Here is an 18,688-nt window from a genome sequence, read left to right as displayed (position 1 = left end):
ATGGTCGCTGAGTGGTCGTTCTGGGTGCACGACATGGCAACCGGGAATCCAATCGAGCGGCTCTCGGTGACCGCTGACGCGCCGTTCTCGGCGAGCCTGTCCGGCGACGGGGAGAGCTCGTTGACCGTCGTGCTCAGCGAGCAGACGTGGGGCACGGGTAACATCCGGTGGCTGTTCAATCCGAACGCGCGGATGCTGGTCCGTTGGTGGGGAGAGAACGGCGGTGCGCACGCCGGCGACGTCGTGATGTGCGCGCACAAGATCGACAGCTTCGACTACGACCGCGACAAGGGCGCGGTCACAGTCGCCGCGGTCGACGTATTCGATTTCGCCGACTGGCGGCTCATCGACGGTGTCGGCGCGGACAAGTACTCGAAGCTGTCGATCACGAACAAGTCGGCGTCCGGCGCGGTGCGCGCCGCGGTCGCCCGGATGATGCAGTGGAACGCCCAGTGGCAGCTCCCGATCGATCTCCCCGCCGACGGCGGCGGGGGCTTCTCGGGAGAGTGGGTGTTCTGGAAGGGCACGCTCATCGGGGATGTCCTGAAGGAGATCCGCGACCGCACGGGCTGCGAGATCTACTTCGCGCCCTACCCGACGGAGTCCGGCGGCGTCCGCTTCCGCACGCTCGTTGGCGCACCAATCGACGCGGGCCGAACCCACTTCCACCTCGAAGCCGAGCAGTCCCCACTCGCTGGGATCCGCTACCGCGTCGATGGCGCCAACCAGGTCACCGGAGTAGAGGGCATCGGCGCCGGGACCGGCGAAGATCAGCATCGCGCGAGCGCCGGAGGGACCGTCGGCATCCCTATCCGCGACACCCGGAAGAGCTTCCCCGACCTGATCGGCAACGAGCTGCAGCAGGCCACCGACACCTATTACGCGGCGAACGTAGGCGCCGTCATCCAGTGGGACATCGGCTCTTACACCGCGGGCGACGGGTGGGGCCCGGAACTCGTCACGCCCGGGCGCACGCTCGAAATCGAGGTGTACGGCGACCCCGTCATCCCCGACGGCGAGCACCATGTGCGCGTCGTGAAGGTCTCCGGCGACTCGGGCCGCGTCATCCAACCGGAGGTGCAGTGATGGCGACCAGCCTCAACGACGTGACCGCGTGGATCAAGGACATCTTCTACCGGCTCCGCAAGCTCGAATCCGGCTCGTGGCTGGAAAACTCCTCGATCACGTCGGGGCGGATGCGCTTCATCGGAGGGCTGCTCCGCGTGGACTCGGGCGGCCGTGTCGAGATCGTCGGCACCCTGCAGGTCGACGGAACCACGAACGTCACCGGAACCTTCGGCGTCAGCGGGCCCACCACCGTCACCGGAACATTCCAGGTCAGCGGCCCGTGGAAGCTGACGGGGTCGGGGGAGATCACCGGGAACTACACCGTCACCGGCAAGGTCACGCAGGTCGGCGACATGGACATCAACGGTGTCATGAAGCTGAACGGCAACGGCTGGTCGATCACCGGGAACGGTGAGATCTCCGGACACGTCAACCTGACGGGCTCTTTCGACGTCGCGACCGGCGGCTACATCCAGGTCGGACCGGTGCGAATCTCAGGCGCAGCCGAGGGCTTCATATCTTCGCTGCTCGCCATCGTGTTCAACACGCCGCAGCTCCGGGTGAACGGCTCGGCCCGAATCGCGCAGTCCCTCGTCGTCGATGGACAGGTGAATCTCGCAAATCTCGTGCCGATTGCCAAGAGCCTCACTCCCGACGACAGCCCCGTCGGCTCCCTCTATATCAACGCGGCAGGCGACGTGCGTCGGGTTGTCGCCGGCTAGCAGAGCGTGGACGCGGCAGCGTTCAGGATCTGGATGCTGTCGCGGTAGTAACCGCCCTGGTCGGGCTTTTCCCCATCGATGACAGAGACCTGCTCGCCGCTCTGGCTCTCGGCAAGTCTCTCGCAAGCCAGATGGCCCGCGGCGAGGAGTTGTTCGTCGGTGGCGTTCGGAATCACGTTGTCGGGCCGAAGCTTCGCGCGCACCTCAGTAAGGAACGCGGTCTCGCCGCCGTCTGCGGCCGCGGTGGGCGTCTCGGCGACCAGCGGCGCCTCGGAAGCTACGGGTGCGGCGGATGAGCCCGTGTCGTTGCTCGCGGCCTGATTCGTAGCGGTGCACCCGGTGAGCAGCAGCATCGCGACCGCCCCCGCGGCGATGATTCCACGCTTCATGTCGCTCACCCTACTCATCGTTTGAGGAGCTGATCGGCGCGCTGATGAGAGATGCCCATCACGGTGCCGATCTCGCGGACGGTGAGCTTGCTCGCTGAGAGTCGCTTTGCGAGAGTCACGGCCCGCTCTGTCGCCTCGCGCTCAGCGACGGATGCCTGGTAGCGGGCATTGTCGATCGCCTGCTTCTCTGCCATCACGTCGATGCCGGCGACGCTCTTCACGGTCACGGTCACCTTAACGTCCTCGAGGGGAACGTCCTGAGATGCGGCGATGTACTCGCGTGCCATTTCGCCTGCCTGGTCGAGCCTGCGGGCCTGGGTGAGCCCGTCGATCTCCGGAATTCGGATCATCCACCACGTTCCCTCGCGGGTCGCGGTGGCGGTGTAGCTGGTCATGGTTCCCTTCCTCACTTCTCGCCGAGTGCTTTCAGCAGCTGCCGGTAGACGCCGGGGCTGATGGTCCTGTGCCCGTCGGGGAGCGTGAACGTTGCTCCGGTCGGGGACTGCCAGGTCGTGTGCGACCCGACGGTGCGCAGCGGCACCCATCCAGCGTCGCGCATCTGCTTGACGACCTTGCGGGTGGGCTGCTCACTGACCATGCAATCAGTCTACTCGACATAGACACACTCTGTCTAGCGCATGTGGACAAATTGAAAGGAGCGAGCGTATGGCGCGCTACGAGAACGGCAAGGCGCCGCTCAGCGATCTGATCAAGGTCGGCGATCAGCAATACCTCCCGGCCGGGACCTGCGCCCGTTGGCGGGAGATGCAGCGGCTCGCGTGGGAGAAATACCGCGTCTGGCTGGTCATCACGCCCGGCTGGAACGGATACCGCCCGCTCGACATCCAGGTCCAGTACCGAGAGGAGCTGGGCATCTGGGCGGCGGTGCCGGGGACGTCTTCGCACGGCCTCACCTTCAACGGGCGCGACTGCGCGGCGATCGACGTCTACAACTGGCGCGACCTCGCGCCCGGGAACGAGTCCCTCGCGTGGGCTCGGTTCGTGGCGCTGTGTCGTCTCGTCGGCTTCACCGTCGACTTCGTCACGCCGCGCGAGCTGTGGCACATCGGCGACTTCGACCCGTTCACGGTCCCCGCGTTCGCGGCGATCACCATCAACCCCAGCACAACCGCGATGCCCGCACAGTCCAAGGAGGACGACATGCCGATCAACTTCCGCCGCGAGTCCACGGGCGTCAGCTACACGATGATCCCCGGCTACGGCATCACCGCCCACGCCAACCTGCACGGCTTCCGCCTCACCGCGTTCGGCAACACCGGCGCCTGGCCGGCCGCGCCCATCGCCGACGCGCTCTCCACCGACCAGCGCATCGCCGCTGGCGAGCGACAGTTCAACGACGACAATCTCCGCTGGTGGCTGGCGCTCATGGACTTCGCGTGGGTCGCTGAGGATCTCAACGGTCGGCTTCCGAAGCCGAGCGAGTACCGGTACGCCGACCGGCTGCAGAAGATCTACGACGCCGCCAAGGCCTGAGGAATGCGACTCCGACTGAACGGAGCCCGCGGTGCGGCACTGCTCGTCGCAGGCGCATACTGCGTCGCCCGCGGCATCGCCTACCTTCCGCTCGGGTCGAAGCCGGACGTGCTCCCACGCGGCCTGGAGATGATCGCGAGCCCGCCGTTCACTCTTGAGACGTGGGCCGGGCTCTGGGTGATCGCCGGGCTGATCTGCCTGGTGCTCGCGTTCCAGCCCCGCGACGCGATCGCGTGGGGCGCTCTGACCGGGATGATGACCGCGTGGGGCTTCGCCTACCTGATCGGGTGGGGCGAGTCTCTGGCCTACGGGCGAGAGTCCCGGGAGTGGCTGACCGCAACGACCTACCTCGGTCCCGCGATCATCATCGCGATCCTGTCGATCTGGCACACGAGGCGATCTCGTGCCGGCTGAGGCGTGGTCGACGCTCGCCAGCTCGATCCCGTCTCTCGTGGTCGGCCTGATCGCCGCAGCCGCTGCGGTGATCGTGGCGCTGCTGAATCGCGGAGGGGCACGGGAGAACGCGCTCATCGACCAGCTGCAGGAGCAGGTCAAGGACGCGCTCGCCCGCGCCGAGAAGGTCGAGGCCCGGCTCGATGCGTCGTTGAAGCGCGAGCGGATCCGCGACGACTACATCCATACCCTCCGCGACCACATCGACCAGGGCAAGAAGCCCCCGTCACCCCCGTGGCCGGAGGGACTCACCAACTGACCTCGGCGTCGGCCGGGGTCTTCACCGTCCCGGAAGGACACCCCATGCTCTCGAACCTGTCGAACCCGATCTGGTGGAAGGATGCCGCGCTGCGCGCCGCCTACACCGCCCTCGCGATCGCGCTGCCCTACCTCGGCGCCGCGACCCTCAACGCGGTCCCGTGGCTCACCGTCGCCCTCGCTGCCGCGCTCGGCTACGTGGCGTCGCTGGCGACCAGCCTCGCCGGACTCCCCGAAGTCGAAGGCGTGAATCTGCCCTGGTGGCTCGCCGCCGTCGAGCGCGTCGTGAAGACGTTCGCGCAGTCCCTCGTCGCCGGTTTCGTGGGCGCGACGCTCATCACCGACGTCGACTGGGCGTTCGTCCTGCAGGCGGCTGCGCTGGCCGCGCTGACGTCGCTCGTGCGCCTCATCCTCGAGACCCTCCCCGCTGACCCGACCAAACGCGCCGGGTACCAGCCCCCGAGTCAGGAGGAGGTCGACGCGGCGCTGAGTTCCCCCACCGCACGCGTCGTCACCGACGACGAGGGCCGGATCCTCTTCGCTTCGCCGAAGTAGTCGTCCTGCGCGGCGGCCGTTCGCACCCCGGACAAGCCGCCGCCCCCATCCCCTCAGCTCCACCCTCGTCACCCCGACGTCATCGGGGTCATCACCCTGCCGCCATCACCCTCTAGGGGTGAGGCAGAGAGGAGCCACCCGTGGCGCTCGTCCAGATCACCGGCAACGCGTGGGACCACCAAGGCCAGCCCATCCCCGCCAACCGCGCACCCGAGCTGTTCTTCGTGCCTCGCGCGCACGGGTTTGGCGGGTCCGCGCTGCTGGTCGGGGTGGAAGCGAAAGCGACCCTCAACACGTCCACCGGCGCATTCACCGTCGAGGTGGAGTCCCAACCCGGGCTGCTGTACCAGCCGCGCATGCGGTGGCTGCTCAACCCCGACGGGCCCGATCCTGACCAGTGGCGATTCGGCACCGCCGAGTGGCCCTTCCTCATCGCTCCGGGTGAGGGCGGCCTCATCACCGACCTCATCGGCGTGTTCCCGCCGGGAACGATCCTCGTCGGCATCGGGCCCCCGCCCGTCGGGGGGATCGTGTGGATCGACATCAACGACCAGACCGAAGACGGCGCGCTCGTGTGGGCACCGGAAGGGGTGAACTGATGGCAGGACAGATGGTCCCGATTGGGCGGCTGCTGGTCGCCACCCCGGCGTCGATGGCGCTCGCGATCCGGCAGGACACCGAAGCACGCGACGCGGTCGACGAGCGCGTCGCTCCGATCGCGGCAGACATCATCGCGTCGGACGGCACGGTCATCACCGCGGCCGCCGCGGCCGTGGGCACCGCGCTCGCGGCGGAGGACGTCCTCACCGGCCCGGATCCGCGCGTGCTGCAGGTCATCCGCGCGGCGGGGTGGTCGCATGGGGTGGTCGACCCGACGACGCTGGCGATCCTGCTCGGCATCGACGACCGCGGGAAGACAAAGGCGTGGCTGCGGGAGGACACCCTCACCGACTACGGCACTCTCGGTGACCGCACGGTGAAGGTGATCCGTGACGAGAACTGGCTGTGGGCGGTGGCCGACCCGACCACGGGGGCGATCTTCCTTGGCGTCCGCCGCACCGGCCGCGTGTACGCGTTCGGTCTGTCTGGCGGCGGGCCTGCGGTCGTGGCGAGCCCGGTTCTGCCGGAGAAGGCGACACTGAACCTCGGCGACTCGCTGACGTACTCCTCCGGCACCACCTGGCCGGAGAACTCGCTGCCTGCGACGACCGGGATGCCGGGGCTCAGCCTGGCGATGTTCGGGCAGCTCTCCCACCACCAGGCGCTCATCTCCGGCGACCTCACCGGGTACCTCACCTTCCCCTCAAACCAGCTCTCCGCGACCGGTGTCACCGCCGTGTCCGCGATGGGACCGACGTCGCGGACCTGGACGTACTCGTCCAGCACCTACGACTGGATCGTGCCCGGGTCGGTGATCACCGATGACGGCACCCGCGTCGATGGGCAGCTGGTGTTCAAGTCCGGTGGGGCAGGGATCGAGTTCCGCCACCCCGGGCTCACCACGGCGAAGGCGATCCGGGCGACCAGCCCGTTCACCTCGGCATGGAAGGGCCGGGTCGGGAAGCGGACCCGGGTGATCTGGGTCGGGCGGAACAACGTCACCCAGTCCGATACCAGCCGCCTGGCGGAGGACATCACGATGATGGTCGCGGGGATCGAGTCGACGGAGAAGCGGTCACTGATCCTCGGGATCACCGGCCGCACCGACGAGGGGATCTCCGCGTCTGGGACCGGGGCGACCCGTCGCGCCGCGCGCCTGGCCGCGAACGCTGCCAGTCTCGCCACCTACGGGGACGTCTCGACCGGTGGGACGTACTTCGACATGCACGCGTGGATGCGCGACGAGCTCCTCACGGTGCTCGGGATGACCCCGGATTCGACGGACATCGCCGACATCGCCGACGACCGCATCCCCACCCGCCTGTACCTGCCCGGCGACACCACCCACTTCACCGCTCAGGTCTACGCCGCGATTGGCGTGAAGGTCGGGCAGCTCGTCATCCAGAAGGGATACACACTGTGAGCCGCATCCAGTACATCGAAGCCGGCGCCGCGACCATCTCCGCCGGCGACCTCGCCCTGATGGAGAAGCTCGTGGTTCCCGGCATCCCCGGGCTCACCGCGACCCCGGCGGCGCTCTACGGGTTCTCGTACCTGTCGCCCACCTACACCGGCCCCCTGTTCCGCATGCGACGATCCTCCGACAACACCGAGCTGGACTGCTACACGGTCGGGCAGGGACTCGCGTTCGCGGGATCCGGGTCGGGGCTGCTGCGCACCGCCTACGACCAGACCGGCAACGGGCGCCACTTCCAGCAGCCGACCGCGGCCGCGCAGTTCGCACTCGTGCAGGGCGGCGTGCAGGTCACCATCAACGGACGCCAGGCCGCCGCGATGGACAACGTCGACGACTACATGTCGGCCGTCGCTCCCGGCGCCTTCGCTGCGGGAGCGGCATCGTTCTTCGCCGTGGTCGAGGCGACCGCGTCCTCGACGAGCGGACGGGCGGTGTTCCACGAAGCCCGCGGCGGGGGTTCGGCCCGGTACGTGCCCGCCCAGCACATCACGGGCGGCAGCGTCTCGCAGCTCGGCCGCGACAACGCGGCCGCGTCCTACCTGCCCGTCGGCACCACCGCGGAAGCACCGGCGGCGTTCGTCTCCGGCACCCCGCGGCTGCTGACGTTCATCGACACCGGCAGCGTCGTCCGCAAGCGCGTGAACCGCACCAGCCTCGCCGACGTCGCCTACACCCGCTCCGGCACCTCCACCATCGACACGCTGCTGCTCAACGGGCAGATCTCCGGCGGCAACGTCTCGCAGTTCTGGGGCGGCAAGTGGGCCGAGCTCATCGTGTTCACCTCGGCCGTTTCGAACGCCGACCGCGACGCTGTCGAGAACAGCCGCGTCAGCTACTACCCGGCCCTCGCCACCGCCTGAGCCGCCGTCCGCAAGTTCGCTCCACCATCGACGACGCCCCCGACGCCCCTCCCAGTGAGGGACGCCGGGGGCGTTTCGTCGTTGTGGGCGCTTACGATGTGCGCATGGCGAGAGGATCCGGCAGGCCAACGTACCTCGATATCCAGGGCGTGCTGGATGTCCTTGACGACGCTCGCGAGGCGCTCAACGACCTCAATTCCCCGCTCATCCCGCCTACCCCGAGACATGTCCGCAGACGCGTTCACGAAGTGCTCAACGCGGTGGCAACAGCTCGATACGCGATGGATGCGATCACCAAGTCTCGGCTCAGGCAATCAGAGGGCGCGGCGCGCGCGGAGGAGTTTGAAGCATGGAAGAAGCGGCGGCGTCGTGAGATCGACACCGACCCGCTCGTCGTCTGGTTCGACAACGCACGAGACGATTTCGTGCACCGGGCGATGAGCCCGCTCAAGTTCTCCTTCCTCCTCACCGAACTGAACACCGCGGACTTCTATCCACCGAGATGGATCCGCGGCGATCAGGTGCAGATGAACAACGATGGAATCTGGTGGGTCGACGACGCTGGCAGCCCGGAGGAACGCCGCGAACCGCTCGACCCGCTACCGGGCACACTAGCGACGAGTCAGTTCTACGCCCGTTTCGCTCCGATCCCAGCGTCCTGGCCCGACTCCTTGAAGAGGCTCACTCCCGCGCAGGTATGTCAACGCGCGCTCGCCTACTACCGGGCCGCCCTCCGTGACTACTACGACCAGTGGTGGCCCGAGCGGGAACCCACCGGGATGATCGGCTAGGGCACTACGGTTCCCACATGGACTGGAGCACATTCGTCCCCGACCTCATCGTGGGCACCGTCACGGGTGGGATCGTTGCTGGCGCGGTCTGGCGGCTGGATCGCCGCCGAGAGACCCGCGACCGACGCCGCGAGCTCCTCGCTCAGTGGCGGACGATTCGGCGGAGACTCCTCACTCAACTCACCAATGGCGGGGTCACGGCGCAGCTGGGCGCGGGGACGGTTGGCGACCGAATCGAGAAGGTCCGGCGCATCCTCGACGGAGTGCCGCTCGAGGAAATATCTGAGGCGCTCAAAGAGGCGAAGTGGCCTGCGCTTGAGAGACAACTTGTGACCCAGGCGATAGATCTCGAGCGCCTCTACCCAGCCGCGCAGGTCGAGGTGATGGCGAACCGGGTCTCTGCGCCGGCAGCGCTCGAATTCGACATCGCGACGGTTGTGTTGGAGACGACGCTGTACGACCTGCTCGACGAGAGCCCCGATCCACCTCGACCGTCATAGGGGCTGTTCATCGACGGCACCGACCCACACCCAACACCGGTACTCGGTCTCCTCGACGTGGAAGATGATGCCGACGGCGTCTGGTGTCCACCGCGCGGCGAGGGCGTCGACCTGGACGGGCACGGTCCCGAACCGCACCCACGCCTTCACCTTGCGTCGAGGCTTCGGGTCGATCGTCAGCGGCACCTCGTCGAGTCGCAGCTCCATGGGGGTAAGGGTCTGCAGCTCACCGTCTCGCGCGATCGTGACGAGCGCACGATCGTTCATGCGCCGGTCGACCGCATCCGCGTAGCGTCTGTTCGTTCCCACGGGTCGCCGGATCCTTCCTCCGGCCGAGAGGGCAACAGGCTACGTCATTCCCCCGACACGGGGATGACGTGCACCCGGCAGACGCGACACCACGTAGCGGCGATCGCAGTCCCGCAGCGCGGGCACGCGATCGGAGGCGGCAGGGTCACGCGGGGGAGCGTACCCGGGATGTCGGAGGCCGCGCGCAGACTGTCCACATGACGAGCATCATGACGACGGAGCTGCTCGACTTCGAGGAGCAGTGGCCGCGCTGGTCAGGTCGGAAGGACGAGGCGATCCGAGCCCGCTTTGGCATCCCACCCGCGCGCTACTTCCAGATCCTCAATCGAGTGATCGACACACGTGAAGCGCTCGAGCTGCGGCCCATGCTCGTGCGGAGATTGCGCCGTCGACGGGATGCCGGAGCGGCCGAGCAGCGTCGTCGTCACGCCGTCTGAGCTGCCCACATTTTGCCCACATGCCGCACCCTTTCGCCCCTGTTCGAATGCCCTCAGACCCCCTCACTTATGCGTAATCACGCGGGAGAGGCGCCCTGGTCCGGGCGTCACTTGGGTTCGAGTCCCAGGGGGTGCACCACCGGGCCCTCACCCTCACGGGTGGGGGCCTTTTCCGTTTCCGTGGGCCACGCGTCTCGCGATTCCGTCGCCGCCGCGCGAGGATGGCGGCATGGCCGACGACGAGATGTGGGACGTCACCGACGTCCAGGGAACCCCCACCGGCACCCTCCACCGGCGGGGCGACGGGCCGGTGCCGGCCGGGTCGTTCCATATCGTGGCGTCCGTGTGCGTGGTGGCATCCACCGGTCGGGTTCTCGTGAGCCGGAGGGCCGAGGGAAAGGACTACCCGCTCGCGTGGGAGTTCCCCGCCGGCAGCGCGCTGCGCGGGGAGTCGAGTCGACGCGGCGCCGCACGGGAGCTCGACGAAGAAGTGGGGATCTCCGTCCTTCCGGATGAACTCGTGCTGGTGGGGCGGGTGGTCGAGGAGCGTGCCCTGTTCGACCTGTGGACCGTTCGACTCGACGAAGAACCGTCCGTCGTGGTCGACCCCGAGGAAGTGCTCGACGCGGAATGGGTCGACCTCGACGACGTGCGCCGTCGCTGGCAGGCCGGGGTGTTCGCCACCCCGTGGAACGCGCGGTTCACGCAACTGTGGGCGAGCCTCGAGCGGGCCGTTCGGGCCGAGCCGTGACCGACCGCACGTTCGACGTCGCGGTCGCCCGAGGGGCGCTCCGCGTGGGGGAGTGGCATCCGGATGCCGACGGCCTCCCGTGGCTGCTCGTGCACGGGGTCACAGCCGCGCATCCCGCGTGGGCCTGGCTCGCGCGCGAGGCCCCCGGGGTGCGTCTGATCGCCCCGGATCTCCGCGGGCGGGGGCGCAGCGCCGACGTGGGCGGACCGTTCGGCATGGCCGCGCACGCCGACGACCTGGCGAAGGTCCTGGACGCCGTGGGCGTCGAGCAGGCACTCGTCGTCGGTCACTCCATGGGCGCTTTCGTGTCCGCGGTCTTCGCCGACAGGTACCCCGAGCGCGCGGCAGCGGTGGTGCTCGTCGACGGAGGCCTGCCCCTCGACCTCCCCGACGGGATGCCGCCCCGCGAGGCGGTGCGACACGTTCTCGGGCCCACGGCGGCACGTTTGGAGATGAGGTTCCCGGATGCCGTCGCCTACCGGGACTTCTGGCGGAGTCATCCCGCGTTCGTCGGACGCGAGGACCCCCTGCTCGACGCGTACTTCGCCTACGACCTGGTCGGGGCGGACGACGGGTGGCGGCCCGCCACGACGATCGAGACCGTCGAGGCCGACTCGCTCGATCAGAACACCGGCGCCGACATCGCCCGTGCCCTCGCTCGGATGCCTCGCCCGACGGTGCTGCTCGCCGCCGAACGCGGACTGCGGGGCGAGGTTCCGCCGCTCTATCCCGACCTCGCGCGAGTGCGGCGCGACGTTCCGGGTCTGCGCGACGCACGACGCGCCGCCGGGACCGACCACTACTCGATCGTGATGTCGGTGGAGGGAGCGCGCGCGGTGTCCGCGGCCGCGTGCGAAGCCGCTCGGATCGCCTGACCCCGGGCGACACGCGGGTGCTCCGTCGCCCGTCGCGCGGGTGAACTTCGCCGGGCCGGAGGCCGGATCCGGGCTCGGCGACGCGGTGACGGCCTACCGTCGGCCGAATGCGTCGTCTCTTCGTCTCCGGTGCCGCTCTGGCCGCCATCGCCCTCTCGGCGTTCCTCGTCGCCGGCAACCCGGCCGTCGCCGCCGTCCCCGATCTGACCGGCCGCTCCTATGTCGCCCTGGGCGATTCGTACGCCGCGGCGTGGGGGCTGCCACTCTCATCGACCCAGCCCGCGCAGGGCTGCGATCAGTCCGATCAGAACTACCCGCACCTCCTCGCGGCGCAGTTCGGGTTCGCCCTCACCGACCGCTCGTGCGGCGGCGCGGTGATCGCCAACGTCGTGGACACCCCGCAGACCGTGGCCGGTGGAACCGCTCCGGCGCAGTCGGATTCCCTGGATGCCACCACCGACCTGGTGACCCTCACCATCGGCGGAAACGACCTGGGCTTCTGGAACATCGGTCAGATGTGCGTCGCCCTCTCCGCGGCCGGTCCGGTGGCCGGCAGCGTCGACGGGCAGACGCACGCGACGTGCCGGGAGCAGTTCGTCGTCGACACGCCCGCGGGCCCCGTCAACACCCTCGAGACGCAGATCGACCAGACGGTCGCCCCGGCGCTCCAGTCGGCCATCGCCGCGATCCATGCGCGCGCACCGCGGGCCGAGATCGTGGTGATCGGCTACCCCGCACTCGCGCCCGACGCGGCCCATACGCCGAGCGGAGGCTGCTACTCCGGCCTCTTCCAGGGACTCGGGTTCCGGACGAACGCCTACCCGTACACCGACGTCGACGTCGCGCTGCTGCACGACACCCAGGCGTACCTCGACGACGCCATGGCTGCGGCCACTCAGGCGGCGGGTGCGACCTACGTCTCGCTCCTGGCCGACTCCGTGGCGCACAGCCCGTGCACCCCCGCCGACTCGTACGTCAACGGCATCACCCTCACGCTGTCGCCCGACAGCATCCCGGTGAGCGGCCTGCCGTTCGGGGGCGTCAAGATCGGCGCCCTGCACCCCAACGCCTCCGGCGCGGCGTTCGCGGCCGGCCACGCGGCCGACGCCGTCCGTGCGCTGTTCGCGGAGCCCGATCCGACGCCGACCCCTACGCCCACGCCCACGCCCACGGCGACCGTGACTCCGACTCCCACGCCGACTCCGGTGCCGACCGGCGAACCGACCGCGACGCCCGCGCCGACGACATCGCCGACGGCGACCCCGGTCGCGGCCGCCACCGCATCGCCCGCCCCGTCGTCTCACGCCGGCCTCGCTTCGACGGGAACGCCCTCGGTCGCGACCGCCATCGGGATCGGCGCCGTGATGCTGCTCGTCGGTGGGCTGGTCACGGTCGCGCTCCGACGCCGCCCCGACCGCCGCTGACTCTCGATCGTCGTTCAACGCGACGCGCCCGGCCTGACGTTTCCGTCAGCGCCGGGCGCGTCACTGTGCGAGGGGTCGTCAGGCGGCGTCGCCCACCAGCACCGCGGCGCCTTCGTCGGCGGCGGTCGGGTGCGCCCGGTCGACGTGCGCGAGCGTCCCGCGGCCGAACAGGATGCAGGCGGCGGCGATGACCACCGAGGCCGCGGCCACCAGGTACGGCACGCCGGCTCCCGCTGCGTGCCACAGGAAGGCCGCGAGGGGCGGAGCCACCGCGCCGCCGAGGAAGCGCACCGCGGAGTAGGCCGACGACGCGACCGAACGCGGCAGGTCGGTGGCCTCCATGACGGCCTCGGTCAACGCGGTGTTGACGACGCCCAGCACGAGACCGCCCGCGACGATGCACGCCACCAGGCCGGCCGGGGAGTCCACGACGAACGCCGCGACGAGAAGGACGACGGCCAGCAGCGGCAGCGCCAGCAGCAGCACGGAGGTCAGCCGCATCCGTCGCAGCAGGATCGGGGCGACCCAGACGCTCGTGATCGCGAGCGCCACGCCCCACCCGAAGAACGTCAGCCCGATGCCCATCGCCCCGAACCCGAGCGGGAAGGGCGAGAACGCCAGCAGCGTGAAGAAGCCGATGTTGTAGAACAGCGCGGTCGCGGCGAGGATCGCCAGGGCCGGGCGGCCGAGCGCGCGGAACGGCGCGCTGAACGGGATCGGCGTGCGGGCCGGAGAGGGGCCGCGCAGCAGCACCGCGACCGCGACGAACGCGATCGCCATGAGCACGACGACACCGAAGAACGGACCGCGCCAGCTCGCCTCGCCGAGGATGCCGCCGAGGAGCGGGCCGACCGCGATGCCGAGACCCAGGGCGGCCTCGTACAGGATGATCGCGGCCGAGCTGCCGCCGGAGGCGGCGCCGACGATCGTCGCGAGCGCCGTGGAGATGAACAGCGCATTGCCCAGGCCCCACCCGGCGCGGAAGCCGATGACGGCGTCGACGCTGCCGCTGAGGGCGCAGAGGAGGGCGAACACCACGATGAGCGCGAGCCCGACGAGGAGCGTCGCCTTTGCGCCGATCCGGCTGGAGATCCAGCTCGTGACGAGCATCGCGAGGCCGGTCACGACGAGGTAGCTGGTGAACAGCAGCTCGGTCTCCACGGGCGACGCCTGCAGCGACTCGGCGATGGCCGGGAGGATCGGATCGACGAGGCCGATGCCCATGAAGGCCACGACACAGGCGAACGCGACGGCCCACACCTGCGCCGGCTGCTTCCAGATGCTGGGGGTGGTGGCGCCGCTCATCGGGCGAGCTCCGGCTGCATGCCGACGCGGAGGGCGAGGGCGTCGGCGCTGGTGCGGACGGCATCCCACTCGGCATCCGTGAGGTCGGCGACGTGCGGGGCCAGGGCGGCGCTCAGCGCCGCAAGCCAGCGGTCGAGTTCGCGCAGGCCCTCCTCGGTGGCCGACACGACGCTCACCCGTGAGTCGTCGGCGTGGACGCCGCGGGCCACGAGCCCCGCGGATTCCATCTGGTGCACGAGCCGGGTCATGCCGGGCTGCGAGACGCGACTCAGGGTCGCGAGGTCGCCCACCCGCTGCGGGCCGTGCTCGCGCAGCAGCTTCAGCGTGCGCCACTGTGCGGCGGGTGCGTCGTTCTGCGTGTCGAGGGCTGCGATGCGCGCGAGGGCGTGCACCGCGAGGATCAGTCTCTGGAGATCATCGTCGCGGGTCATTCACCAAAGCATACCCCTGATATATACCTAGGGTATTTATTTACCGTCCGGCGATGCGCGTCGACAGCTGATGCGCGTGCGCGAGCAGGATGCGGCCGAGCTCCGCGAGACGTTCGCCGCCGAAGCGGAACTCCACTCCGGTGAGGCTCAGGGCCCACTGCGGCTCGCCGGTGCGCGTGAACACCGCTGCCCCGATGCCCCAGCTCCCCTCGACGATGAGCCCGGGGTTCAGGGCGTAGCCGCGCGCCCTCGTCTCCGCCACGCGGGTGCGCAGGCGCGCGGGGGAATGCGCCGCGCCCCAGCGGTCGGAGAGGTCGGCGTGGCGTCCGAGGTAGGCGTCGACCTCGTCGGGCGGCAGGAACGCGAGGATCGCGAGGCCCGCGGATGCCACCCCGAGCGGGAACCGCACGCCCTCCGAGAGCACGAACGAGCGGATCGGGAAGCTGCCGTCCTCGCGCACGAGGCACACGGTCTCGTCGCCCCGGCGCACGGACAGGAACGCGCTCTCCTCGGTGCGCACCGCGAGCGAGCGCACGATGTCGCGGGCGAGCGCGGTCACGTCGAACCGGGAGGCCGCAACCGTGCCCATCAGGTACAGCTCGGGGCCGGGCAGCCAGCGGCCGCTCTCCTCGTCGCGGTCGACGAGCCCTTCCTGTCGGAGCGCCGACAGCAGCCGATGCGCGGTGGGGCGGGTGAGATCGGCCTGGCGGGCGAGGTCGAGCACCGCGGCCCCCTCGGTTCCGGCGGCCGTCACGAGCCGTAGAAGATGCGCGGCGCGGGCGATCGCCTGGGTGCCGGGGACGGCGGAGCGTGCGGGGGAGGTCGCGGCCGTGTCCACGATGTGGACGCTACGCGGGCTGGCATCCACATGGCAAGACGGACCGCGACCGCGGGCGTAAGGCGGGCGCAGGATGACAACACCGATCCAGCACGAAGGAGTCCGCGTGATCGACAAGACCTGGCACTCGGCGAGCGACGCCGTCGCCGACATCCCCGACGGAGCGTCGCTCGCGGTCGGCGGCTTCGGCCTCTCCGGAAACCCCATCGCCCTCATCGAGGCGCTGCTCGCGCAGGGCACGCGCGACCTCTCGGTCGTGTCGAACAACTGCGGCGTCGACGATTGGGGGCTCGGCATCCTGCTCGGGGCCGGACGCATCCGCAAGATGACCTCGTCGTACGTCGGCGAGAACAAGGAGTTCGAGCGGCAGTTCCTCTCCGGCGAGCTCGAGCTCGAGCTGACGCCCCAGGGCACGCTCGCCGAGAAGCTGCGCGCCGGCGGCTCGGGCATCGCCGCGTTCTACACGCAGACCGGCGTAGGGACCCAGGTGGCCGAGGGCGGCCTGCCGCAGCGGTACGACGGGGCGGGCGGTGTCGCCCTGGCATCCCCGGTCAAGGACGTCCGCACCTTCGACGTCGGGGGCGAACCGCGCGAGTTCGTCCTCGAGGAGGCGATCCGCACCGACTTCTCGCTCGTCCACGCCTGGAAGGGCGACCGGCACGGCAACCTCGTCTTCCGCAAGGCCGCGCGCGCCTTCAACCCGCTCGCCGCGATGGCCGGACGCGTGTGCATCGCGCAGGTCGAGCACCTCGTCGAGCCGGGCGAGATCGACCCCGACGACGTGCACCTGCCCGGCGTCTTCGTCCACCGCCTCGTCGAGGTCGGTCCCGACATCGAGAAGCGCATCGAGAAGCGCACCGTCACCGAAGGAGCCCGCTGACATGGCCCTCACCCGCATCGAGATGGCCGCGCGTGCGGCCCGCGAACTCGCCGACGGTTCGTACGTCAACCTCGGCATCGGTCTTCCGACCCTCGTCCCCAACCACGTGCCCGACGGGGTCACGGTCGTGCTGCAGTCCGAGAACGGCATTCTCGGCGTCGGGCCCTACCCGACGGAGGACGCGGTGGATGCCGACCTCATCAACGCCGGGAAGGAGACGGTCACGACCCTCCCGGGGGCCGCGTTCTTCGACTCCGCGCTGAGCTTCGGCATGATCCGCGGGGGGAAGATCGACGCGGCGATCCTCGGGGCCATGCAGGTCTCGGCATCCGGGGACCTGGCGAACTGGATGATCCCCGGCAAGATGGTCAAGGGTCCGGGCGGCGCGATGGACCTCGTGCACGGAGCGGCGCGCGTCATCGTGCTGATGGAGCACGTCGCCCGCGACGGCTCGCCGAAGATCGTCGACGCGTGCTCGCTCCCGCTGACCGGTCGCGGTGTGGTCGACCGCATCATCACCGACCTCGCCGTCATCGACGTCACCCCCGACGGGCTCGTGCTCGTCGAAACCGCTCCCGGTGTCACGGTCGACGAGGTCGTCGCCGCCACCGAACCCCCGCTCACCGTCCGCATCCCCGAGGAGCAGATCGCATGACCTCCGCCACCGATGTCGTCATCGTCGCCGCCGCCCGCACCCCGCAGGGGCGCCTGAAGGGACAGCTCGCGCCACTGACCGCCGTGCAGCTCGGTGCCGCCGCGATCTCGGGCGCGCTCGAGCGGGGCGGCATCCCCGCCGACGCCGTGGACGCCGTGCTCGTCGGTCAGGTGCTGCAGGCCGGTGCGGGACAGAACGCCGCCCGCCAGGCCGCGATCGCCGCCGGCATCGGGTGGGACGTGCACGCCGCGACCGTCAACAAGGTCTGTCTCTCGGGGCTCACCGCGATCATCGACGCGGCCCGGATGCTCCGGCTCGGCGACGCGACCGTCGTGGTGGCCGCGGGCATGGAGTCGATGACGCGCGCGCCGCACCTGATGATGAACTCGCGCGAGGGCTACGCCTACGGCTCGATCGAGGTCCTCGACCACATGGCGTACGACGGCCTCACCGACGCGTACGACCGCGAGAGCATGGGTGCCTCGACCGAGCGCGCGAACGCCCGGTACGACGTCACCCGGGAAGCTCAGGATGCCGTCGCCGCCCGGTCGCACCAGCGTGCCGCCGCCGCGCAGGAGGCGGGTGTGTTCGAGGCCGAGATCGTGCCGGTCTCGATCCCGCAGCGCCGAGGCGAGCCGGTGGTCGTCGCGTCCGACGAGGGGATCCGACCCGAGACGACCGTCGAGACGCTCGCGAAACTCCGACCCGCCTTCGCGGAGGGTGGCTCCATCACGGCCGGCAACGCCTCGCAGATCTCCGACGGGGCGTCCGCCGTGGTCCTCACCACGCGCACGGTCGCGGACGAGCACGGCTGGGACGTCCTCGCGGTCGTCGGTGCCGCGGGACAGGTCGCCGGTCCCGACAACTCGCTGCACGCCCAGCCGGCCCGCGCGATCGCCCGCGCCCTCGAGAAGCAGGGGATCGTGGCATCCGCTCTGGATCACGTCGAGATCAACGAGGCCTTCGGCGCCGTGGTCGCGCGATCGCAGGCCGAGCTCGGACTCGCCGACGACGTCGTGAACCCGCATGGCGGCGGCATCGCGATCGGTCACCCGATCGGCGCCTCCGGCAACCGCCTCGTCGTGCACGCGGTGCACGAGCTGGTGCGCCGGGGGAGCGGCACCGCCGCGGTCGCCCTGTGCGGTGGGGGCGGCCAGGGGGATGCGCTGATCCTCACGCGCTGACCCGGCCCGGACACACGGATGCCGCGACCCCGGGGTCGCGGCATCCGTCGTGTCGTCAGCGGGCCAGGCGCTTCTTCAGCAGCTTCTGCTGCTTGCGGGCGACGGGCGAGTCGCCGGCGACGTTGCGTCCGCGCCGGGCTCGCCGGGTGTCGACGACCGCGCCGATCGCGAGGGCGAGCGTGATGCCCCAGCTCAGCCACGCCAGTGCCGTGCGCCACGTGAACTCCTCGTGTTCGCGGAGACCGCGCAGGAGCGTGACGCCGCCGGTGATGGCGCTGAGGAGACCCGTTCCGAAGATGTACTGACGCATGCCCCCAACCTAGCGATGTGCGCCCGCCACGTGCGGTCGCCTTGACAGATGCCCAGCCCTCCCCGCCCTCTCAGCGAGAAACGGCATCTGCGGCGAGAAACGCGCCGCCGCCCCATGTCTCG

General features: G+C 70.0%; 26 protein-coding genes. 18 read left to right on the top strand and 8 right to left on the bottom strand.

The features are described 5' to 3' along the window. Together BGO45_RS02575 and BGO45_RS02570 are read left to right on the top strand one after the other, a co-directional pair. Positions 1 to 1,086: a hypothetical protein gene (locus tag BGO45_RS02575; RefSeq protein WP_292690669.1), complete on the top strand. Its 1,086-nt coding sequence runs from the start codon at positions 1 to 3 to the stop codon at positions 1,084 to 1,086. Next, positions 1,086 to 1,790 (top strand): hypothetical protein, encoded by a 705-nt coding sequence (locus BGO45_RS02570; RefSeq protein ID WP_292690667.1) that lies wholly within the window; start codon positions 1,086 to 1,088, stop codon positions 1,788 to 1,790. Before BGO45_RS02575 ends, BGO45_RS02570 begins: the two co-directional genes overlap by 1 nt. Here the strand turns inward: BGO45_RS02570 and BGO45_RS02565 are convergent. The 3 genes from BGO45_RS02565 to BGO45_RS02555 are packed head-to-tail and all read right to left on the bottom strand — an operon-like array spanning position 1,787 to position 2,777. Next, positions 1,787 to 2,179: a DUF732 domain-containing protein gene (locus BGO45_RS02565; RefSeq protein WP_292692825.1), complete on the bottom strand. Its 393-nt coding sequence runs from the start codon at positions 2,177 to 2,179 to the stop codon at positions 1,787 to 1,789. The genes BGO45_RS02570 and BGO45_RS02565 overlap by 4 nt on opposite strands. Positions 2,180 to 2,193: 14 nt before the next feature. Beyond that, positions 2,194 to 2,574 (bottom strand): hypothetical protein, encoded by a 381-nt coding sequence (locus tag BGO45_RS02560; protein ID WP_292690665.1) that lies wholly within the window; start codon positions 2,572 to 2,574, stop codon positions 2,194 to 2,196. Positions 2,575 to 2,585: 11 nt separating this feature from the next. Next, entirely contained in the window at positions 2,586 to 2,777 is a 192-nt protein-coding gene (locus tag BGO45_RS02555; RefSeq protein ID WP_292690663.1) for a type II toxin-antitoxin system HicA family toxin, read from the bottom strand. Positions 2,778 to 2,845: 68 nt separating this feature from the next. Here BGO45_RS02555 and BGO45_RS02550 point away from each other — a divergent pair, with 68 nt between their 5' ends. The 9 genes from BGO45_RS02550 (at position 2,846) to BGO45_RS02510 (ending at position 9,167) form a co-directional block, all read left to right on the top strand. Further along, positions 2,846 to 3,673: a hypothetical protein gene (locus BGO45_RS02550; RefSeq protein WP_292690661.1), complete on the top strand. Its 828-nt coding sequence runs from the start codon at positions 2,846 to 2,848 to the stop codon at positions 3,671 to 3,673. A gap of 3 nt (positions 3,674 to 3,676) precedes the next feature. Next, a complete protein-coding gene (locus BGO45_RS02545; protein ID WP_292690659.1) occupies positions 3,677 to 4,087 on the top strand; it encodes a hypothetical protein in 411 nt (136 codons plus the stop codon). Further along, on the top strand, positions 4,077 to 4,385 hold the full coding sequence (locus BGO45_RS02540; protein WP_292690657.1) for a hypothetical protein: 309 nt from the start codon (positions 4,077 to 4,079) through the stop codon (positions 4,383 to 4,385). Before BGO45_RS02545 ends, BGO45_RS02540 begins: the two co-directional genes overlap by 11 nt. A 44-nt stretch (positions 4,386 to 4,429) precedes the next feature. Further along, on the top strand, positions 4,430 to 4,939 hold the full coding sequence (locus BGO45_RS02535; protein ID WP_292690655.1) for a holin: 510 nt from the start codon (positions 4,430 to 4,432) through the stop codon (positions 4,937 to 4,939). A gap of 140 nt (positions 4,940 to 5,079) precedes the next feature. Then, positions 5,080 to 5,538 carry a hypothetical protein gene (locus BGO45_RS02530; RefSeq protein WP_292690653.1) on the top strand — a complete coding sequence of 153 codons (459 nt, stop codon included), beginning with the start codon at positions 5,080 to 5,082 and terminating at the stop codon, positions 5,536 to 5,538. Then, the gene (locus tag BGO45_RS02525; RefSeq protein ID WP_292690651.1) at positions 5,538 to 6,962 is read left to right on the top strand and encodes a hypothetical protein; all 1,425 of its coding nucleotides are present in this window, start codon (positions 5,538 to 5,540) and stop codon (positions 6,960 to 6,962) included. The genes BGO45_RS02530 and BGO45_RS02525 overlap by 1 nt, the downstream gene beginning before the upstream one ends. Continuing rightward, positions 6,959 to 7,876, top strand: a complete 918-nt coding sequence (locus tag BGO45_RS02520) for a hypothetical protein (protein ID WP_292690649.1) — start codon at positions 6,959 to 6,961, stop codon at positions 7,874 to 7,876. The genes BGO45_RS02525 and BGO45_RS02520 overlap by 4 nt, the downstream gene beginning before the upstream one ends. Positions 7,877 to 7,980: 104 nt before the next feature. Next, positions 7,981 to 8,667, top strand: coding sequence for a hypothetical protein (locus BGO45_RS02515; protein WP_292690647.1), 687 nt, complete (start codon positions 7,981 to 7,983; stop codon positions 8,665 to 8,667). 17 nt (positions 8,668 to 8,684) lie between these two features. Beyond that, on the top strand, positions 8,685 to 9,167 hold the full coding sequence (locus tag BGO45_RS02510) for a hypothetical protein (protein WP_292690645.1): 483 nt from the start codon (positions 8,685 to 8,687) through the stop codon (positions 9,165 to 9,167). On the opposite strand, the gene BGO45_RS02505 is transcribed toward BGO45_RS02510, so the two are convergent. Then, positions 9,162 to 9,476 carry a hypothetical protein gene (locus BGO45_RS02505; RefSeq protein ID WP_292690643.1) on the bottom strand — a complete coding sequence of 105 codons (315 nt, stop codon included), beginning with the start codon at positions 9,474 to 9,476 and terminating at the stop codon, positions 9,162 to 9,164. The genes BGO45_RS02510 and BGO45_RS02505 overlap by 6 nt on opposite strands. Before the next feature lie 197 nt (positions 9,477 to 9,673). Here BGO45_RS02505 and BGO45_RS02500 point away from each other — a divergent pair, with 197 nt between their 5' ends. The 4 genes from BGO45_RS02500 to BGO45_RS02485 all read left to right on the top strand — a co-directional run bounded on the left by BGO45_RS02500 (position 9,674) and on the right by BGO45_RS02485 (position 12,963). After that, positions 9,674 to 9,913 (top strand): DUF3263 domain-containing protein, encoded by a 240-nt coding sequence (locus tag BGO45_RS02500; RefSeq protein WP_292690641.1) that lies wholly within the window; start codon positions 9,674 to 9,676, stop codon positions 9,911 to 9,913. A gap of 229 nt (positions 9,914 to 10,142) precedes the next feature. Further along, positions 10,143 to 10,664: an NUDIX domain-containing protein gene (locus BGO45_RS02495; RefSeq protein ID WP_292690639.1), complete on the top strand. Its 522-nt coding sequence runs from the start codon at positions 10,143 to 10,145 to the stop codon at positions 10,662 to 10,664. Further along, a complete protein-coding gene (locus BGO45_RS02490; RefSeq protein ID WP_292690637.1) occupies positions 10,661 to 11,539 on the top strand; it encodes an alpha/beta fold hydrolase in 879 nt (292 codons plus the stop codon). The genes BGO45_RS02495 and BGO45_RS02490 overlap by 4 nt, the downstream gene beginning before the upstream one ends. Positions 11,540 to 11,646: 107 nt before the next feature. Further along, the gene (locus BGO45_RS02485) at positions 11,647 to 12,963 is read left to right on the top strand and encodes an SGNH/GDSL hydrolase family protein (RefSeq protein ID WP_292690635.1); all 1,317 of its coding nucleotides are present in this window, start codon (positions 11,647 to 11,649) and stop codon (positions 12,961 to 12,963) included. Between the two features lie 78 nt (positions 12,964 to 13,041). Here BGO45_RS02485 and BGO45_RS02480 read toward each other — a convergent pair whose 3' ends face one another. From BGO45_RS02480 to BGO45_RS02470, 3 genes are read right to left on the bottom strand one after another with little or no spacing between them, the layout of a single operon-like run. After that, entirely contained in the window at positions 13,042 to 14,268 is a 1,227-nt protein-coding gene (locus tag BGO45_RS02480; RefSeq protein WP_292690633.1) for an MFS transporter, read from the bottom strand. Continuing rightward, positions 14,265 to 14,699, bottom strand: a complete 435-nt coding sequence (locus BGO45_RS02475) for a MarR family transcriptional regulator (protein ID WP_292690631.1) — start codon at positions 14,697 to 14,699, stop codon at positions 14,265 to 14,267. Before BGO45_RS02475 ends, BGO45_RS02480 begins: the two co-directional genes overlap by 4 nt. Positions 14,700 to 14,739: 40 nt before the next feature. Then, the gene (locus tag BGO45_RS02470) at positions 14,740 to 15,537 is read right to left on the bottom strand and encodes an IclR family transcriptional regulator (RefSeq protein ID WP_292690629.1); all 798 of its coding nucleotides are present in this window, start codon (positions 15,535 to 15,537) and stop codon (positions 14,740 to 14,742) included. Between the two features lie 106 nt (positions 15,538 to 15,643). On the opposite strand from BGO45_RS02470, the gene BGO45_RS02465 reads away from it, so the two are divergent. From BGO45_RS02465 to BGO45_RS02455, 3 genes are read left to right on the top strand one after another with little or no spacing between them, the layout of a single operon-like run. Next, complete coding sequence (locus BGO45_RS02465) at positions 15,644 to 16,417, top strand: CoA transferase subunit A (protein ID WP_292690627.1); 774 nt, start codon at positions 15,644 to 15,646, stop codon at positions 16,415 to 16,417. Position 16,418: 1 nt separating this feature from the next. Then, on the top strand, positions 16,419 to 17,072 hold the full coding sequence (locus BGO45_RS02460; protein ID WP_292690626.1) for a 3-oxoacid CoA-transferase subunit B: 654 nt from the start codon (positions 16,419 to 16,421) through the stop codon (positions 17,070 to 17,072). Beyond that, the gene (locus BGO45_RS02455) at positions 17,069 to 18,256 is read left to right on the top strand and encodes an acetyl-CoA C-acetyltransferase (RefSeq protein WP_292690624.1); all 1,188 of its coding nucleotides are present in this window, start codon (positions 17,069 to 17,071) and stop codon (positions 18,254 to 18,256) included. Before BGO45_RS02460 ends, BGO45_RS02455 begins: the two co-directional genes overlap by 4 nt. A gap of 55 nt (positions 18,257 to 18,311) precedes the next feature. Here the strand turns inward: BGO45_RS02455 and BGO45_RS02450 are convergent, their stop codons facing one another. After that, positions 18,312 to 18,566, bottom strand: coding sequence for a hypothetical protein (locus BGO45_RS02450; RefSeq protein ID WP_076490207.1), 255 nt, complete (start codon positions 18,564 to 18,566; stop codon positions 18,312 to 18,314). Positions 18,567 to 18,688 lie beyond the last annotated feature (122 nt).

The sequence above is a fragment of the Microbacterium sp. 71-36 genome (assembly GCF_001898305.1).
Classification (GTDB): domain Bacteria; phylum Actinomycetota; class Actinomycetes; order Actinomycetales; family Microbacteriaceae; genus Microbacterium.
The sequence above is the reverse complement of the archived record's forward strand: the minus strand, read 5'-3'. Positions and strand labels throughout refer to the sequence as shown.

What these genes read in the sequence shown, in the direction of transcription:
- BGO45_RS02475 (WP_292690631.1), bottom strand. Translation starts at nt 14,699, where the DNA reads ATGACCCGCGACGATGATCTCCAGAGACTGATCCTCGCGGTGCACGCC.
- BGO45_RS02450 (WP_076490207.1), bottom strand. Translation starts at nt 18,566, where the DNA reads ATGCGTCAGTACATCTTCGGAACGGGTCTCCTCAGCGCCATCACCGGC.
- BGO45_RS02560 (WP_292690665.1), bottom strand. Translation starts at nt 2,574, where the DNA reads ATGACCAGCTACACCGCCACCGCGACCCGCGAGGGAACGTGGTGGATG.
- BGO45_RS02525 (WP_292690651.1), top strand. Translation starts at nt 5,538, where the DNA reads ATGGCAGGACAGATGGTCCCGATTGGGCGGCTGCTGGTCGCCACCCCG.
- BGO45_RS02550 (WP_292690661.1), top strand. Translation starts at nt 2,846, where the DNA reads ATGGCGCGCTACGAGAACGGCAAGGCGCCGCTCAGCGATCTGATCAAG.
- BGO45_RS02495 (WP_292690639.1), top strand. Translation starts at nt 10,143, where the DNA reads ATGGCCGACGACGAGATGTGGGACGTCACCGACGTCCAGGGAACCCCC.
- BGO45_RS02485 (WP_292690635.1), top strand. Translation starts at nt 11,647, where the DNA reads ATGCGTCGTCTCTTCGTCTCCGGTGCCGCTCTGGCCGCCATCGCCCTC.
- BGO45_RS02565 (WP_292692825.1), bottom strand. Translation starts at nt 2,179, where the DNA reads ATGAAGCGTGGAATCATCGCCGCGGGGGCGGTCGCGATGCTGCTGCTC.
- BGO45_RS02500 (WP_292690641.1), top strand. Translation starts at nt 9,674, where the DNA reads ATGACGAGCATCATGACGACGGAGCTGCTCGACTTCGAGGAGCAGTGG.
- BGO45_RS02575 (WP_292690669.1), top strand. Translation starts at nt 1, where the DNA reads ATGGTCGCTGAGTGGTCGTTCTGGGTGCACGACATGGCAACCGGGAAT.
- BGO45_RS02555 (WP_292690663.1), bottom strand. Translation starts at nt 2,777, where the DNA reads ATGGTCAGTGAGCAGCCCACCCGCAAGGTCGTCAAGCAGATGCGCGAC.
- BGO45_RS02480 (WP_292690633.1), bottom strand. Translation starts at nt 14,268, where the DNA reads ATGAGCGGCGCCACCACCCCCAGCATCTGGAAGCAGCCGGCGCAGGTG.
- BGO45_RS02535 (WP_292690655.1), top strand. Translation starts at nt 4,430, where the DNA reads ATGCTCTCGAACCTGTCGAACCCGATCTGGTGGAAGGATGCCGCGCTG.
- BGO45_RS02510 (WP_292690645.1), top strand. Translation starts at nt 8,685, where the DNA reads ATGGACTGGAGCACATTCGTCCCCGACCTCATCGTGGGCACCGTCACG.
- BGO45_RS02515 (WP_292690647.1), top strand. Translation starts at nt 7,981, where the DNA reads ATGGCGAGAGGATCCGGCAGGCCAACGTACCTCGATATCCAGGGCGTG.
- BGO45_RS02570 (WP_292690667.1), top strand. Translation starts at nt 1,086, where the DNA reads ATGGCGACCAGCCTCAACGACGTGACCGCGTGGATCAAGGACATCTTC.
- BGO45_RS02455 (WP_292690624.1), top strand. Translation starts at nt 17,069, where the DNA reads ATGACCTCCGCCACCGATGTCGTCATCGTCGCCGCCGCCCGCACCCCG.
- BGO45_RS02460 (WP_292690626.1), top strand. Translation starts at nt 16,419, where the DNA reads ATGGCCCTCACCCGCATCGAGATGGCCGCGCGTGCGGCCCGCGAACTC.
- BGO45_RS02545 (WP_292690659.1), top strand. Translation starts at nt 3,677, where the DNA reads ATGCGACTCCGACTGAACGGAGCCCGCGGTGCGGCACTGCTCGTCGCA.